This is a genomic window from Enterococcus sp. C46, from assembly GCF_040887565.1.
Taxonomy (GTDB): domain Bacteria; phylum Bacillota; class Bacilli; order Lactobacillales; family Enterococcaceae; genus Enterococcus_B; species Enterococcus_B lactis.
In genome coordinates this window covers 1-16743 of record NZ_JBFOGA010000003.1, presented here as the reverse complement: position 1 = coordinate 16743, position 16743 = coordinate 1, and the positions used below count along the sequence as shown (strand labels likewise).

Sequence of the window (16743 nt, the reverse complement as noted above, 5' to 3'; positions counted from 1 at the left end):
TATGGAGACTCAATCATCAGTATATGTAATAGCTGAAATTGGTGTTAATCATAACGGAAATGTAGATTTAGCTTTAAAAAGTATTGATGCTGCCAAAGAGTGTGGAGCTAACGCAGTGAAATTTCAAACATTTAAAACAAGTCGTTTAACTTCAAAGAAAGCAGAGATGGCTAATTATCAGAAACAGAATCTTGAAAAAGTTGAATCTCAGTATGATATGTTAAAAAAACTAGAACTTACAGAAGAAGATTTTTTTACAATAAAAGAGTATTGTGAAGAAATGGAGATAGATTTTTTGTCCACTCCTTTTGATGATCAGAGTGCTTCTTTTTTGAAAGAACTCGGGGTAGAAGGAATCAAGATTGGTTCAGGTGATTTGACAAATATTCCTTTCTTGAGAGAGATTGACATGTATGGATTACCAGTTCTATTGTCAACAGGAATGTCAAATATTGAAGAAGTTCGAGAAGCTGTGAATTGTTTTCAATATAGTCCAGTGACATTATTACATTGTACTTCAAATTATCCTGCTATGTCAGAGGATATTAATTTAAATGCGTTAAATACTTTGAAAAATGAATTCTCTTTGCCAATTGGTTATTCAGATCACTCTTTAGGATATGAGGTAGCAATTTGCGCTGTTGCGATGGGGGCAAAGGTCATCGAAAAACATTTTACATTAAGTCAAGATTTGCCAGGCCCTGATCACAAAGCATCGTTGAATCCTCAAGAATTTAAGTCCTTTGTTGAGAAAATCAGAGATGCAGAACTTTTCTTAGGTGATGGAATAAAAAGAGCTATGCCTTCAGAAATTAGTACGAAAAATGTAGCAAGAAAGAGTATTGTATTCACCTCCAATTTAGAAGCGGGTATGAAAATTTCAAAAGATGATATAACGATTAAAAGACCGGGAAACGGTTTAGCTCCAAAATATTTATATGATGTTATTGGTAAAAAGGTTAAAAGAGATGTTAAGTCAGATGATGTACTAACTGAGGATCTATTATAATGAAGAAAATTATAATAATTAGCGGAACACGGGCTGATTATGGAATTTATAAACCAGTAGCCCAACAATTAATAGCAGATAATTGGGATGTGTCTTTTTTAATGTCTGGTATGCATCTCGTGAAGGAACATGGTTATTCTAAAAATGTAATTAAAGAAGATTCTTTTAAAACTATTGGCGAAGTTCAAAGCTTATTTTTGGAGAATTCCAAAGGTAATATGGCCCGCTCCGTTAGTTTAGAAATCGCTGGATTTACTGATGTATTGGAAAGAGAAAATCCGGATTTCGTTTTATTATTAGGTGACCGGGGTGAAATGCTTGCTGCTGCAATCTCCTGCTTATATTTAGGAATTAAGACTGCCCACTTGCATGGAGGAGAGGTTTCTGGAACGGTTGATGAATCTATTCGTCATGCAATAACTAAGCTAGCATCTATCCATTTCTGTGCTACAAATCAAAGTAAAAATCGTATTATCAAAATGGGAGAAAATCCTTGGAGAGTTTTTGAAGTGGGAGCACCTAGAATAGATTCCATTATTCACGAAGAACTTCCCTCTTTCCAAAGTATTAAAAATAAGTATAGTTGGAGTATTGAAAAAAAATCTTATATTCTCTTAGTTTTTCATCCAGTAGTTACAGAAATTGAAAACATTGAATATCAAGTTTCAGAGTTAATTGATGGTGTAAAAAATGTAGGATTACCAATACTTTGTATACTTCCTAATGGAGATGCTGGCGGAGATATTATTCGTTCGGTATATATAGAAAAAAATATTAATAATATTTACTTTATACAAAATTTGACGCCAGAAGAGTATCTAACAGTTTTAAAAGAGTGTTCATTTATGATAGGTAACTCTTCTTCAGGAATTATCGAAGCTGCTTCATTTTCTATTCCAGTAATTAATATTGGAAGTAGACAACTTGGACGCGAAAGATCCGGAAATATAATTGATGTAGAACCTAGTAGTTCAGAAATATTACAAGCAATTAGTAAAATCCAATCTAAAGACTTTCAGGAAAAAGTAAAAAATACAGTTAATGTTTATGGAAGTGGGAACACTTCTGAACAAGTCGTAGAGATTTTAAATAGTATTTTAAATGAGAAGGAATCATTAAAATGGATTCAAAAAAGAATTGCGTATTAGAGATTAATAAAAAAAAGAATGACAAGCCTTATATTATTATAGGTGCAGGTGGTCATGCTAAAGTTGTTGTTGATATTCTATATTCTCAAGAAAAAGAGATTTATGGATTTGTTGATGATAATAGAGCAACTCTAAGAAATTTAAAATATTTAGGTAATGTGGGTTTTCTAAATACCTTATCATTAGAAATTAAAAAAAATTATTATTTTATTATTGCAATTGGTCAATGTTCTATAAGAAGAGCTATATATGAAAAATTAAAAATTCCAAATGAGTTTTATGGGAGTGCTATTCATTCTACTGCTTGTATATCTGATTATTCATTTGTTTCAAATGGAACTGTGATAATGCCTAATGTTGTGGTTAACGCTGATGCTTTGATTGGAAATCACGTTATTTTAAATACTGGGTGTATCATTGATCATGATGGTGAAGTTGATGATTTTGCACATATAGCACCAGGTACTTGTTTGACAGGTGGTGTAAGTGTTGGTGAAGGAACTCTAGTTGGAGTTGGTTCACGATGTGTACCCTTAAAAAAAATTGGTTCTTGGAGTATTATTGGTGCTGGGAGTACAGTTGTGTCTAATATCCCAGATAATGTTTTAGCATACGGAACCCCGGCGAAAATTATGAAAGAAGGAATTAATGATGAATTCTAGAATTTTGTTGTCAAGTCCACATATGGGCGGTACCGAAGAAAAATATGTTGCAAAAGCTTTTAAAGATAACTGGATTGCACCGTTAGGCGAAAACGTTGATAAATTTGAAGAAAGTATTGCAAACTATGTTGAATCTAAGGGAGGTGCTTCGGCACTAAGTTCTGGTACAGCTGCAATTCATCTAGCACTTAGATTATTGAACATTGGGAGAGGAGATATTGTTTTCGCACCAACCTTTACTTTTATTGCTACTGTTAATCCAATCCTCTATCAAGGAGCAGAACCAGTGTTTATTGATTCAGAGCCCGATACATGGAATATGAGTCCAGTCGCATTGGGACACGCTCTTGAAGAAGCAGAAAAAGTAGGTCAATTACCTAAAGCAATTATTGTTGTTAATTTGTATGGTCAGATGGCAAAATATAATGAAATTTTAGCATTGGCAAATCGCTTTAATGTTCCTGTGATAGAAGATGCTGCTGAGTCACTGGGATCAACTTATTATGGAAAAGCATCTGGAACATTTGGAACAATTGGTATCTATTCATTTAACGGAAACAAGATTATTACCACTTCTGGTGGTGGGGCACTGGTTTCTTCAGAGGAAAAATATGTTACTCATTCAAGATTTTTAGCAACACAAGCAAGAGATCAAGCTCCATATTATCAACATAGTGAAATTGGTTATAACTATCGATTAAGTAATGTTAGCGCTGGTATTGGTAGAGGACAAATGGAAGTTCTAGATGATAGAGTTAATAAACGTCGAAGTATTTTTTCAAAATATACCGAAGCTTTTTCAAGTTTTGATCAAGTAAAAATGATGCCAGAAGTTGAAGGTATGAAATCGAATCGGTGGTTATCAACCTTAACATTTGAAAATATCGATTCCATCGACAATATTGTTGAAGTTATTAATAAATTAAATGAGAAAAATATCGAAACTCGGGCACTATGGAAACCACTACATTTACAACCTGTTTTCAATGGATGCAAGTTATATAAACATAGTGAAGAATGTGTTGCGGAAAAATTATTTAATTCTGGTTTGTGTTTACCATCAGGAAGTAATATGACTGATGAAGAGCAGGATTATGTAATTCAAGAATTTAAGAACTTACTTACAGGGATGTGATGAGATGAGAATAGGGATTGTTGGTCTAGGTTCAATGGGAAAACGACGATTGAGATTAATTCAATCTGTTTCTCCAAACGTTTCAATTTGTGGTATTGATACAAATAAAACTCGGTGTGATGAAGTTTCAAATGATTTTAATATTGAAACCTTTTCTAATCTAGAACAGGCCAAAAATTTATTTGAAATAGATACAGTCTTTATTTGTACATCACCCATCACACACGAGGTAATAATTTCTCAAGTACTTGATTTGGATTGTAATATTTTTACAGAAATAAATTTATTGAATAACTACTATCCTGAAGTACAAAAGAAAGCTAAAGAAAAAAATAAAATTTTATATCTATCTTCAACATTTCTAAAGCGGAAAGAGATTAAGTATATTCAAGATAAGCTTAACAATGATAACAATTTTTCTTATCGTTATCATGTTGGACAATATTTGCCAGATTGGCATCCATGGGAGAGATATCAAGATTTTTTTGTTGCTCGTAAAGAAACAAATGGCTGCCGAGAAATCTTCGCAATTGAATTACCATGGATTATTAAGACTTTTGGAAAAATAAAGAAAATGGAAGTTATATCAAAAAAAATATCCGCATTAGATATTGATTATCCGGATAGTTATAACCTACTACTGGAACATGAAAATGGAGTAGTTGGAAGTTTAACTGTAGATATAGTGTCTAGAACTGCAAAACGTGAATTATCTATTATCAGTGAAAGCTGTCAAATTGAATGGCATGGAAATCCAGACAGCTTGTATGTTTGGAATGCTGAAAAAGAAAGCATGGAGAAAATTGAGCTATATAGTGAAGTTACTCATAATGATGCATATTCTCATACAATAATTGAAGATGCTTATTTAGAAGAAATAAAAGAATTTTTCAACGTTATTTCAGTTAATGCACCGAGTGAGTACGATTTTGATCAAGATAGTTACACTATCGATTTAATTAATAAGATTGAGGGATTAAATAGATGAAAGTCATTTTTTTTGGATTAGGTTCGATAGGAAAGCGACATTTGAAAAATTTAACTGATTATGGAAAAAGAAATGATATTGATTTTGAGATTACATCGTATCGTTCTGGAAAATCTCCTGAAGATGATAATGATAAGAATGTAACTTTTATTTATTCTGATACAGAGTTAGCTGATCATTATGATATTGCATTTATCACAAATCCTACCTTCAAGCATTTAGAGACGATATCTTTAATTGAACCTAGAGTAGATTATATTTTTTTGGAAAAGCCAGTATTTTCTAGTAGTGAAAATCTTACAGATTTAAAAGTAGATTACAATAAAGTTTATGTTGCTGCACCCTTGAGATACAAAAAGGTACTACAATTCGCAAAAGAACTGTTAACTTCATTAGAGGTTTATTCAGGTAGAGTAATATGTTCTACTTATTTACCTAATTGGCGTCAAGGTGATTACAGGACAAATTATTCTGCAATAAAATCTATGGGGGGCGGAGTCGAATTAGATTGTATTCATGAGTTGGATTATGTTGTTGATTTTTTTGGGTTGCCTGACAAAGTTAACAAAGTATTTGGTAAATACTCAAATCTAGAAATTGACAGTAATGATTTAGCAATATATTTACTTCAGTACTCCGATAAAATAATAGAAATTCATTTAGATTATTTTGGCCAACCTTCAACTCGTAAGTTCCAATTTTTCACATCAAAAGGTAATTTGGAAGTTGATTTATTGGAGAATAAAGTAATTCTGAACGGAGAATCTGTTGCAGAATTTGAAGAACAACCGAATCAAATGTATCAAAATGAAATTCAATATTTTATGTCAATTGTTGTGGAAAATAAATCGAACTGGAATAATCTATATCATGCCAATAAAGTTCTAGAAATTGCGGAGGAAAACAGATGAATATCTTATTTACTATTTGTGGCAGAGCCGGATCCAAGGGGTTAAAAAATAAAAATTTGAAATCCTTAGCTGGAAAGCCACTTGTAGGATATGCTATTTCATTAATTCATTTGTTTAAGGAAAATCATCCTGAATTTAATTGTGTGATTGGATTAAACACAGATAGTAATGAATTAAAAGAAATTACGAAGCAACTTGATTCTGAAATAATATTAGTCGATCGTAAGGATCAATTAGCTACGGACACTGTTGGAAAAATCGAGGTTATTAGAGATACCTACTTAGCTATAAATAATGACTCGATTGCTTTTGATTTAATTGTGGATTTAGATATCACCTCACCTTTAAGAGAGTTGTCAGATTTAGAAAATCTTGTACAAAATCATATTGATGATATTGATAAAGATATATATTTTTCAGTGGTAACTGCGAGAAGGAATCCATATTTTAATATGGTTAAAAATTACAATAATCAAATTAGTATTGTTAATCAATCCAACTACACATCAAGACAACAAGCACCAGAAGTTTATGATATGAATGCTTCTATGTATTCATTTAAGCCAGATTTTTTGAAAGAACACACATATATTTTCGATGGAAAATGTGGAATAATTGAGATGAAAGATTATTTGATACTCGATATTGATAGTGAAGAGGATTTTGAATGGTTGGAATTTCTAATGCCGAAATTTTTAAAGGATTCTGATGCGTTACAGCTGGTTCATCAAAATTAATTTTATGAAGGATGAATAACAATGAAAAAAGTCCGTAAAGCTATCATCCCCGCAGCGGGGTTAGGTACACGGTTTTTACCAGCGACAAAAGCGATTGCCAAAGAAATGTTGCCAATTGTTGATAAGCCAACGATTCAATTTATCGTTGAAGAGGCGATTGCTTCTGGCATTGAAGATATTTTGGTGGTAACTGGTAAAGGCAAGCGGCCGATTGAGGATCATTTTGATGCGAATTTGGCGTTGGAACAAAATCTTGCAGAAAAGAATAAGACTGAGTTGTTGGCATTGGTCGAAGCGACGACTGCTATTAACTTGCATTTTATTCGTCAAAAACATCCGCTAGGTTTGGGACATGCGGTCTTGCAGGCGAAGGCTTTTGTGGGGGATGAACCTTTTATCGTGATGTTGGGAGATGACATCATGGAAGATAAGGTACCTTTAACGAAACAGCTGATTGATGATTATGAACAAACTCAAGCATCGACTTTGGCCGTAATGAAGGTTCCCCATAACGAAACTTCTAAGTACGGGATCATCAATCCAAATAAGGAAGTTTCTAAGGGCTTGTATGATGTGAATTCTTTTGTGGAAAAACCAAAGCCTGAAGATGCACCTAGCGATTTAGCGATTATTGGTCGCTACTTATTGAAACCTGAAATCTTTGAAGTTTTAGAAAATCAAACTCCTGGTGCGGGCAATGAAATTCAGTTGACGGATGCCATTGATAGTTTGAATAAGATTCAACGGGTTTTTGCCCATGAATTTACAGGCAAGCGTTATGATGTTGGTGACAAACTAGGCATGGTTGAAGCTAATGTGGAAATGGGTCTGAAACATCCTGAAATTGGTGAAGAATTGAAGGCTTATATTAAGCGTCTTGCTGCAACGCTATAATTACATTGTCAAATATATTTGATTTCCTTAAGTAATTGTTGATTAGGATTTTTTTGATTTCTTCTATATAATGTCTCACAGATCAAATTTGCTTTGACATCCCCCACTAACTTAATTATCATTAAGAATAGCGTGTTATTGAGTAAATAGGCAGTACTTTTGTTTAACTTAGTCAGGGAAATGAGGGATCATTCATTGTCAACAGGGAAAAAAATCATTTTAGGAATCGTTGGACTAATTCTTGCAATCACATTGGTAGTAGTCGGACTTGGTGCCAAGGTTTATTTCGATGTCCGAGGGTCAGCGGATCAGACGTATGAATCTGTTAAACGTAAAAACCCAGCCAAGCGGGAACAGGCAGTAGACTTGGGAGAGCAAGATTCTTTTTCAGTCTTGTTACTTGGGATCGATACCGGGGACTTGGGTCGGACGGAACAAGGGCGTTCGGATACCATGATGGTGGCGACGGTTAATCCGAAAGATAAGAAGACTACGATTGTCAGCATTGCCAGAGATACCTATGTGCCGATCGTGGGTCATGGGACAGATGATAAGATTAACCACGCCTATGCCTTTGGTGGGGCGGCGATGTCGATGGATACGGTGGAAAGTTATCTAGATATTCCGATTGATCATTATGTAGCTATTAACATGAAAGGCCTCAAGGAACTGGTAGATGCGGTAGGTGGCGTGGAGGTTTCCAATAGTGGTGAGTTCACTCAAAGTGGCTATACCTTCAAGCATGGCTTAAACACGTTGGATGGCGATAGGGCACTTGCCTTTTCCCGGATGCGTAAGGAAGATCCTCGAGGAGACTATGGTCGGCAAGAACGGCAGCGAGCCATCGTCGTCGGTGTCGTGAAGAAGCTGTTGTCGATGGATGGGATTACTAAGTATCAAGAAGTCTTAGAGGCGATGGAGTCCAATGTGACCACGGATATGCATTTTGCTGACATGAAGAAGATTGCCTTGAATTATCGGGATGCCTTTACCAATGTGAAGACAGAACAGATGCAAGGAGAAGGCTTCATGCAAGACAATATCAGTTACCAAAGGGTTTCCGAAGATGAGTTGAAACGGGTGCAAGACATCTTGAAAGGTGAGTTGGACCTTTAAGTACCAATAGTGATGAATGGCGTCCTGATGTGGGGCGCCATTTTTGTGAAAGGAAGTGGGTGACGTGAGAGTAAGCAAGAGCGTGGGTAAGCGCCCCATAGAACAGTACCTGTACGTCAAATAACCCGACCTATAGAATAGAATCGGGAATGTTTGGCGTTTTTAGTTACGAGAAAAATGTTGTTGTACATCCTTGTTCCAAGGCAACAGTTGATCTAAAGTTTCTGCTGAAAGTACGGGAAGATTTGGTATCTTATCAAATAGAAACTCTAGATACTTTACAGGATTCAATCCGTTAAGTTCTGCTGTTTTATATACACTCAGAATGATTCCTGAAGTTCGTGCTCCTTCAAGACTTGTGGAATGCAACCAATTTTTCCGTCCTATCACCAGCTCTTTGATATTTCGCTCCGCACGATTATTTGTGAGTTCTAAACGACCATCTTCAAAAATAGGTTCAAAACCACTTCGTAGTTTACACGCATATTGAACGGCTGCATCCAACTTGGATTTTGCAACAGGATCTATCGTTGCCATCCACTCATAAAAAGCAATAAATAATGGACGCAGTTCTTGTTGCCGACAGCTTAATCGCTTCTCAGGAGAAAAGTCTTTCCATTTCTTTTCTAGGACAAACCATTTATCCAATTGTTTGACTGCTTGAGCTGCGGGAATATCCGTGTTTTTCTTTCCTTTTGGAATTGCTTCGAAAAATTTCCGCCGAACATGCGCGAAACAATAGACAAGTCGTACACTTTCCACGGCATTATACCCGCTATAGCCGTCACAGTGTAAATACCCTGTAAACTCCTTGAGAAAAGTTTTCGGAACATCTCCAGCACGACTTTCGTCGTGGTGATAATAAACGATGGGATGCTGACTGTCTTTTCCTGTACAAAACTGCCAGTAATAGGTATCTGTTTTGGCACTTTCAATCACACGATAACTTGTTTCATCCCCGTGTAGAATCTCTTCTTGATTAAGATAGACTCTTAATCGTTCTCCTAAAGGGTCTAACGCGTTTTGCACTGCTTTAATATGCCAATTGGTGATATTATCTCTCGAAATATCCAACCCATGTGTTTGTTTCCAATAGTTCTCTTGCCGATAGGCAGGAACTTTCTGACCAAATTTCATCCGGATCGTTTCCGCCACTAAACTATTGGAACCTAAGCTATTAGAAATCAAAGGTTTAGGAACGATCGCTTTTTTAAAAGAAGAAAGTCCTTCTTTTTCGCAGCTTTTACAACAATAGGTATGTTGATAATGGGTGAGACAATCCAACATAGCCTGATGGAAACGAATTTCTTCTCGTACTTTTGTCCGTCCGATATCTTTCATCTGTGAACCGCAATGTTCACAAAATTGTTCTTCCAAAGGAAGGAGATGTTCTTTCTCTGTTATAGGTAAGTGTTTGATTTTGTCTGCTTTCGTTCCTACAACTCGTTGATGTCCTTTTACTGGAATAATGGTGGCAGCTGCTTCTGGAACACTTACAGAAATTTCTTCATCACTAAAAAGATTCAATTGCCCATTCGTTTCCTCAAAGAGAGTCTCTTTAGAGCGTCCAAATAATTTGTTGGTTAAATAATTGACCTTTTCATTCAATAGTTGGATTTCAGTTGTAAGATTCTGGATGGTTTGTTGTTGTGCTTGATTGGTTTTATGGGCTTCTTGAAGCAACTGAAGCAACGTATCTGTAGTTTCCAAAATTTTTCACCACCTTGAATCGAACTGATTTTGTTACAGAATACCACAAGAAACGCACAAGAAATAGGGGTTCAACACATTTTTTGTGTTAACCCCCCAGCTTAAAAAACTCCTTTTTTTCCTGGCAAAATAGCTCGAGGTTGATCGATACTTAATCCTTCTAACAACCATCGAACCTGTTGGTTCGTTAAGGTTCGAACTTCGTCTTTCGTCCGAGGCCATTTTAACTTGCCGTTTTCTATCCGCTTATAACAGAGAAGAAAACCATCACCGTCCCAATAGAGAAGTTTGAAACGGTCTTGACGGTTCCCGCAAAATAAAAAAACGGCATCTTCGTAAAGCTCGAGTTGATACTCTTGTTGAATAAGACTGACAAGACCATCAATTCCTTTTCGCAAATCTGTTTTTCCGCACACAATATAAATATGTTTGGTTTGAAGTAAATCATAAAGCATTGGACAACAGTTCTTTCAAAATAGCTTGAAGAATATAATTGTTAATACCGTTATAGATCAAAACTTCAGAACCATTCTCTCTTTTGATGCGCATCGCTAACTTGGCAGCCGCGGGTTTACCTTTTTCTGGTGCACTCTTTTCGTTTCCTAATTGGACAGGAACAATCTCATTTAATTTATACATAGAAAACCTCCAGACTTCTTGATAGCTCAAGTATATCTTGAGGTGCATTTGTTAGTAAGGTACTGTTCTATGGGGCGCTTACGTTGTGATCACATTGATTCAGTTGTTTACTTCTAGTTTTGCTGCTTACGGGTTTTCTAAACTGAATTTTAAAGGGCGTGATATTTTATTTTTAGCATATATCGGCACAATTGCTGTCCCTTGGCAGTCTTATATGATTCCTCAGTTCATCATGATGAGAAAAGTGGGCTTAACAGATACGTTGTGGTCATTGGTGCTATTACAAGCGTTCAATGCTTTTGGTGTGTTCTTGTTGAAGCAATATTACAGTAGTATCCCAGATTCTTTATGTGAGAGTGCGCGGATCGATGGCTTATCAGAATGGGGAATCTATCAAAAGATCATTTTACCCCTTACAAAACCGGCGATTGCCAGTTTGACGATCATCACATTCGTTAATACATGGAACGATTATATGGGGCCATTCATTTATTTGTCTTCTACGGAAAATAAAACAATCCAGTTAGGGTTGAAAATGTTTATTGGGCTATTTGATGCAGAGTACGCATTAATCATGGCTGCCTCAGTTGTTTCTGTTCTTCCTGTTGCTTTTATATTTTTAGCGATGCAAAAATATTTTGTAGAAGGGATCGCTTCATCAGGAATGAAGGAATAGGAGGCGATTATGAAAGAGCAGCGTTTTGACAAAAATGTTTATATGGAATTCTTTTATTGGTTGTATCAATCGTTGGCAAGTAGCCTTTGTTTTTGGTTTGTCAATATCTTATATATAGCAGCTGCGTTCCTTTTGTCAATAGATGGAAGGAATGTCTTTTCCTTTATTTTTTCTTTGCTTTTTATTGGTCCGGGTTGCATCGTGATGATAGGCATGACAGAAGAATTAGCAAAAGAAAAAAGTTTTTCATCCGTACGTTTATTCATAAAGACGTTTCGCCGATTTTGGCTAAAGGGATTTTTTTATTGGCTATTTGCTTGGATAGTTAGTGTGATAGCGATTTTTGATTGTTTCTTTTTTATACGTTTTTCTTATGGAAAATGGTTGATTCCGTTGTTTGTTTTACTTGCTTGTTTATCAGTTTCCTTTAGCATCAACTGCTGGTATTTTCAGGTGAGAAATTCAGCGTCGAAACCAAATCAAGTTCTACGGATAGCGTTCTACTATACGTTGAAAAAATGGTATGTGAGTTTACTAGATTTTTTACTATTGACAAGTTTGTTTCTCTTCTTTTTCGTAAAGCCCCAATGGTGTATTCCACTAGGTCCCTCTATCGTATTTGGTTTGATTTACTTCAACAATCGTAAATTGATGAAAACGATGGATCTGTAGAATTTATAAATTGAAACTTTCAATTAAGAATGACAGTTTTTTATGTAAAATCTGTCATTCTTTTTCATTTTTTGAAACATATGGCTAAACAAATGAAATAAAACGTGCTATACTTCTGGATGAAACAGGTTTAGAAACTGTATCACTTATTTGTGATTATTTCTAACTAATAATTAAAAATAAAGCATAAAAAGGACGATGTTCAATGGCTGAAAAAATGAAACAAGGTTCGAAATCTGTAGTAGAAAGTTTGATTAACCATCACGTTGATTATGTATTCGGTATACCAGGCGCAAAAATCGATGGTGTATTTAATGAATTAGAGGATCAAGGTCCTGAATTAATTGTAACTCGTCACGAACAAAATGCTGCATTTATGGCACAAGCAATCGGACGTATTACAGGAGAACCTGGGGTTGTTATCGCAACAAGTGGTCCAGGTGCTAGTAACTTAGCTACAGGTTTGGTAACAGCGACAGCAGAAGGAGACCCGGTTTTAGCAATTGCCGGGCAAGTAAAACGAAGCGATCTATTGAAGTTGACCCATCAAAGCATGGATAATGCAGCGCTGTTCCAGCCAATCACAAAATACAGTGCAGAAATCCAAGATCCGGAAACAATTTCAGAAGTGATTGCTAATGCTTATCGTATGGCTAAAAGCTCAAAAAAAGGAGCGAGTTTTATCAGCATTCCTCAAGATGTAGTGGATGCGCCAGTTCAAGGTAATATCATCAAGCCATTGAGTGATCCTAAATTAGGTTCTGCTTCTGCAGATGATATCCGTTACTTAGCCGAACGCATCAGGGAAGCAAAACTACCGGTATTATTAGTAGGTATGCGGGGATCAAGTGAAAAAGAAACGTTAGCTATCCGGCAATTAGTTGAAAAGACAGCATTACCTGTTGTAGAGACATTCCAAGCAGCTGGAGTGATCTCACGTGAATTAGAAGCGCATTTCTTTGGTCGAGTGGGATTGTTTAGAAACCAACCAGGCGATATGCTTTTGAAACGAAGCGACCTAGTCATCGCAATTGGCTATGATCCAATCGAATATGAAGCAAGAAACTGGAACGCAGAAAAAGATGCGCGGATCATTGTGATCGATGAAGCACCAGCTGAAATCGATCCGTTTATGCAGCCTGAAAGAGAATTGATCGGTGATATCTCAGCCACTATTGATTTACTGACAGGTTCATTAGAGCCTCAACAAGTGTCAGAAGATGCGAAAGAATATTTAGATTCTCTTCAAGCAAAACTAACGGAGCGGGATATTGTCCAATCAAAAGGAGAAGCAGGTATTTTGCATCCTTTAGAAGTCATCAACACACTTCAATCAAAAGTAACAGATGATATGACCGTTACTGTAGATGTAGGGAGTCATTATATTTGGATGGCACGCCACTTTAGAAGTTATGAACCACGACATCTATTATTCAGTAATGGTATGCAAACGCTTGGTGTAGCATTACCGTGGGCGATTTCTGCTGCACTGGTACGTCCAAATACACAAATTGTATCAGTTTCCGGAGATGGCGGATTTTTATTCTCTGCCCAAGATTTAGAAACGGCTGTACGTAAAAAATTGGATATCGTTCATTTGATTTGGAATGATGGACGCTACAATATGGTAGAGTTCCAAGAAAAAATGAAATATCAACGGGCGTCAGGTGTAGACTTTGGTCCAGTTGATTTTGTGAAATATGCAGAAGCTTTTGGTGCTAAAGGGATCCGAGCTACAAGTATAGAGGAATTAGAAAAAGCTTTAGAAGAAGGATTTGCGACAGAAGGACCCGTAATTATTGATATTCCGATCGATTACCGTGATAATGAGAAATTGGGAGAAACAATCTTACCAGATCAATTCTATTAAGGAAGTGTCGACATGACTGAAAAAATCTTATACCAGCACGGGACATTGGGAGCTTTGATGGCCGGATTGATGGATGGAACAGAAACGATTGCTCACATATTGGAAAAAGGAACTCTGGGATTGGGAACATTGCATGGACTTGATGGTGAAGTCATCTTTTTAGATGGCGTAGCTTATCAAGGAAGATCAGATGGCTCAGTTGTCCAATTAGATGGAAGTGAACTTACCCCCTATGCAGCAATTACAGATTTTACGCCAGATACTAGTTTTTCTGTTTTAGAATCTGCAGATGGAGAACAATTGAAAAAACACATCTTAGTAAAAGAAGATGGGGAAAATCTATTTTTAGCAGTGAAGATAACTGGATTATTCAAAAACATGCATATCCGTATCATGCCGAAACAAGAAAAACCTTATCGAAGACTAGCAAAAATTTCAGAGTCTCAACCAGAATTCCAACAAAGCAACATTCATGGAACATTAGTCGGGTTCTTTACCCCTGAATTATTCCAAGGAGTTGCTGCAGCGGGATTTCATCTGCATTTTATCGATGATACACATACATTTGGCGGACATGTAATGGATTTTGAAGTGGCTGAAGGAAACGTGGAAATCAGCCGCATCTCTTCTCTTGTACAGCACTTTCCAGTTGATGATCCGACTTTTGTTCACGAAACGATTGATTATGCTGATTTAGCAGCAGAAATCCAACAAGCAGAATAAAAAAGACAGCGAGATGCGTTTAAGGTAACCAAGCTAACGTATCTCGCTTTTTTGAAAAGCAAACCTAGCGTTTACCAAAAAACTGAGCTATAATCTTTTCCATAGATCAAAAAGGAGCGGTTTTTATCATGTGGACAGAAAAACAGAAAAAAGATGCATACGAAATTCTATTATTACAGCAACAAGGATTATTAGAAGCAGAAGATAACTGGTTAGCAAATTTAGCAAATTCATCTGCATTGTTGAATGAAACATTACCTGAGACTGTCTTTGCAGGATACTATTTATTTGATGGCAATGAATTGATTTTAGGACCGTTCCAAGGGCGAGTTTCCTGCACACGTATCAAGATGGGAAAAGGAGTTTGTGGAGAGTCAGCTGAAAAACAAGCGACATTGATCGTTGACGATGTCAAAAAACATGAAAATTATATTTCCTGTGATTCAGCCGCACAATCAGAAATCGTTGTACCAATGGTAAAAGAAGGTCATTTAATCGGTGTTTTAGATATCGATTGCGGAGTAACGAAAGGGTATGATGAAATCGATCAAGCATTTCTAGAAAAATATGTAGATCTTTTATTAGCAAATTTTAATATAAATGCTTTTTCATTTATTAATAACTAAAATTGACTATTGAAACAAAAAAGAAGAAAAATCAAAAATAAAAAGAGCCGGAAAGACAGGGGGATATCTGTTTTTCGGTTTTTTTATTTTTTTATAAAATCACAAGCGTTATTAGTTTTCATAATCATATTTTAATGGTATTATCATTTTAAATAATGAAAAACACATTAAGGATGGATGAAATATGAATAACGAAACTATCATTTTAGGAAAAAAATATATTTGCCAACCTATTGGCTTGAAACAAAAAGTGGTTGGAGAAGTAATCAGTAAATTAGAAAATTGTGTTGTGATCTGCGTAGATGAATATCATGACGTCGATCGCAATGAAATATTAGAAAAATGCGGAAAAGTAGTGGCAAAATACACTCACGTTTATGAGTTGGAAACGACAGAATATCTATATAATTACAGCAATAAATATGAACATACTTTAGTTTCATAAAGATTTTAAATAAAGTGTCTTCAAAAGCGAGGAGTCCAAGCTTTTGAAGACACTTTATTTAGTTGGCGTTGTTTTTTTATATGTCACTTTTCTTTTTAAGTGGCACAATAATTGTAAATTTTCTTTAATCGATTCTCTATACAACCTGAATCTAGTTCAGTATATAAAAACTAGTTTCGTTTGCTTCACTGTCAGAAATTCTCCTTCGCTTCTTTTAGATTATATATAAGGTATCTCTAAAGTCCTTTTAGTTGCCAAAATTTAATAACAAATAAAGTATAATGATTATAGCTTCTCTAATTTCACTTAATTTAATTGCAGACATTATCTTTAAATAACAAACATAATCATTAAAAAAGTTTTTGTCATATCCTCAAGTACTTGTTCTAGCTTCCAGTATATGTTTCTATTTTTATCTTATTTTTTTATTTAAACTAAAAGACGTAATTTCAAATGAAAATTTATTGAATAAAGATTCCATTATTATAGTGCCCACAACGAAACCAGCAGCATTTGCAATAATATCCCCTACATCAAATATTCCTAAATGAAAAACATATTGCGCTATTTCAATTAACCAGATACCCAAAACCACTATGCCTAGATGTTTTTTATTTAATGATAGTATCCAGCCTAATGGTATAAACATGATTATATTCAGCATCACGATTATCGCATCCCCATTGATAAAATCAGAAAGAAATGATAAAGGATTGGATTCTAGTCCTCTTATTCCAATGTTTTTTAAAAAGAGCAGATAAATTAATACTAAAAAATAAAGA

18 protein-coding genes and 1 pseudogene are annotated in these 16743 nt (G+C 35.4%); 15 read left to right on the top strand and 4 right to left on the bottom strand.

The window, feature by feature from the left end:
* Position 1 precedes the first annotated feature (1 nt).
* The 9 genes from neuB to AB3I27_RS05625 all read left to right on the top strand — a co-directional run bounded on the left by neuB (position 2) and on the right by AB3I27_RS05625 (position 8600).
* Entirely contained in the window at positions 2-1009 is a 1008-nt protein-coding gene (gene neuB / locus AB3I27_RS05665; protein WP_010718195.1) for an N-acetylneuraminate synthase, read from the top strand.
* Positions 1009-2157 carry a UDP-N-acetylglucosamine 2-epimerase gene (gene neuC, locus AB3I27_RS05660; RefSeq protein ID WP_368022922.1) on the top strand — a complete coding sequence of 383 codons (1149 nt, stop codon included), beginning with the start codon at positions 1009-1011 and terminating at the stop codon, positions 2155-2157. The genes neuB and neuC overlap by 1 nt, the downstream gene beginning before the upstream one ends.
* On the top strand, positions 2130-2819 hold the full coding sequence (locus AB3I27_RS05655) for an acetyltransferase (RefSeq protein ID WP_010718193.1): 690 nt from the start codon (positions 2130-2132) through the stop codon (positions 2817-2819). The genes neuC and AB3I27_RS05655 overlap by 28 nt, the downstream gene beginning before the upstream one ends.
* Positions 2809-3954 (top strand): aminotransferase class I/II-fold pyridoxal phosphate-dependent enzyme, encoded by a 1146-nt coding sequence (locus tag AB3I27_RS05650; RefSeq protein ID WP_010718192.1) that lies wholly within the window; start codon positions 2809-2811, stop codon positions 3952-3954. The genes AB3I27_RS05655 and AB3I27_RS05650 overlap by 11 nt, the downstream gene beginning before the upstream one ends.
* Before the next feature lie 4 nt (positions 3955-3958).
* Positions 3959-4942 carry a Gfo/Idh/MocA family protein gene (locus tag AB3I27_RS05645; protein ID WP_010718191.1) on the top strand — a complete coding sequence of 328 codons (984 nt, stop codon included), beginning with the start codon at positions 3959-3961 and terminating at the stop codon, positions 4940-4942.
* Entirely contained in the window at positions 4939-5853 is a 915-nt protein-coding gene (locus AB3I27_RS05640; protein WP_010718190.1) for a Gfo/Idh/MocA family oxidoreductase, read from the top strand. Before AB3I27_RS05645 ends, AB3I27_RS05640 begins: the two co-directional genes overlap by 4 nt.
* Entirely contained in the window at positions 5850-6590 is a 741-nt protein-coding gene (locus tag AB3I27_RS05635) for an acylneuraminate cytidylyltransferase family protein (RefSeq protein WP_368022921.1), read from the top strand. The genes AB3I27_RS05640 and AB3I27_RS05635 overlap by 4 nt, the downstream gene beginning before the upstream one ends.
* 21 nt (positions 6591-6611) lie before the next feature.
* Positions 6612-7484 carry a UTP--glucose-1-phosphate uridylyltransferase GalU gene (gene galU, locus AB3I27_RS05630; protein WP_010718188.1) on the top strand — a complete coding sequence of 291 codons (873 nt, stop codon included), beginning with the start codon at positions 6612-6614 and terminating at the stop codon, positions 7482-7484.
* A 180-nt stretch (positions 7485-7664) separates the two neighbouring features.
* Positions 7665-8600, top strand: coding sequence for an LCP family protein (locus AB3I27_RS05625; protein ID WP_033603048.1), 936 nt, complete (start codon positions 7665-7667; stop codon positions 8598-8600).
* 162 nt (positions 8601-8762) lie between these two features.
* Here AB3I27_RS05625 and AB3I27_RS05620 read toward each other — a convergent pair whose 3' ends face one another.
* From AB3I27_RS05620 to AB3I27_RS05610, 3 genes are all read right to left on the bottom strand, one after another.
* Positions 8763-10310, bottom strand: a complete 1548-nt coding sequence (locus tag AB3I27_RS05620) for an IS66 family transposase (RefSeq protein WP_002296127.1) — start codon at positions 10308-10310, stop codon at positions 8763-8765.
* Between the two features lie 101 nt (positions 10311-10411).
* The gene (gene tnpB / locus AB3I27_RS05615) at positions 10412-10765 is read right to left on the bottom strand and encodes an IS66 family insertion sequence element accessory protein TnpB (RefSeq protein ID WP_368022920.1); all 354 of its coding nucleotides are present in this window, start codon (positions 10763-10765) and stop codon (positions 10412-10414) included.
* On the bottom strand, positions 10755-10949 hold the full coding sequence (locus AB3I27_RS05610) for a hypothetical protein (RefSeq protein WP_002285758.1): 195 nt from the start codon (positions 10947-10949) through the stop codon (positions 10755-10757). The genes tnpB and AB3I27_RS05610 overlap by 11 nt, the downstream gene beginning before the upstream one ends.
* An 82-nt stretch (positions 10950-11031) precedes the next feature.
* Between AB3I27_RS05610 and AB3I27_RS05605 the strand changes: the two are divergent.
* The 6 genes and pseudogenes from AB3I27_RS05605 to AB3I27_RS05580 all read left to right on the top strand — a co-directional run.
* Positions 11032-11625 (top strand): annotated as a pseudogene (locus tag AB3I27_RS05605) (carbohydrate ABC transporter permease); the annotation flags it as partial.
* A 9-nt stretch (positions 11626-11634) separates the two neighbouring features.
* Positions 11635-12297 (top strand): hypothetical protein, encoded by a 663-nt coding sequence (locus AB3I27_RS05600; protein WP_010727117.1) that lies wholly within the window; start codon positions 11635-11637, stop codon positions 12295-12297.
* A 205-nt stretch (positions 12298-12502) separates the two neighbouring features.
* A complete protein-coding gene (alsS, locus tag AB3I27_RS05595) occupies positions 12503-14167 on the top strand; it encodes an acetolactate synthase AlsS (RefSeq protein WP_002308803.1) in 1665 nt (554 codons plus the stop codon).
* A 12-nt stretch (positions 14168-14179) separates the two neighbouring features.
* Complete coding sequence (gene budA, locus AB3I27_RS05590) at positions 14180-14890, top strand: acetolactate decarboxylase (protein WP_002308805.1); 711 nt, start codon at positions 14180-14182, stop codon at positions 14888-14890.
* A 128-nt stretch (positions 14891-15018) separates the two neighbouring features.
* Positions 15019-15516 carry a GAF domain-containing protein gene (locus tag AB3I27_RS05585; RefSeq protein WP_002293167.1) on the top strand — a complete coding sequence of 166 codons (498 nt, stop codon included), beginning with the start codon at positions 15019-15021 and terminating at the stop codon, positions 15514-15516.
* A gap of 184 nt (positions 15517-15700) precedes the next feature.
* Positions 15701-15961, top strand: coding sequence for a hypothetical protein (locus tag AB3I27_RS05580; protein WP_002289617.1), 261 nt, complete (start codon positions 15701-15703; stop codon positions 15959-15961).
* A 412-nt stretch (positions 15962-16373) separates the two neighbouring features.
* Here AB3I27_RS05580 and AB3I27_RS05575 read toward each other — a convergent pair.
* Positions 16374-16743: VanZ family protein (locus AB3I27_RS05575; protein ID WP_368022919.1), on the bottom strand; the 370-nt coding region annotated here is incomplete at its 5' end.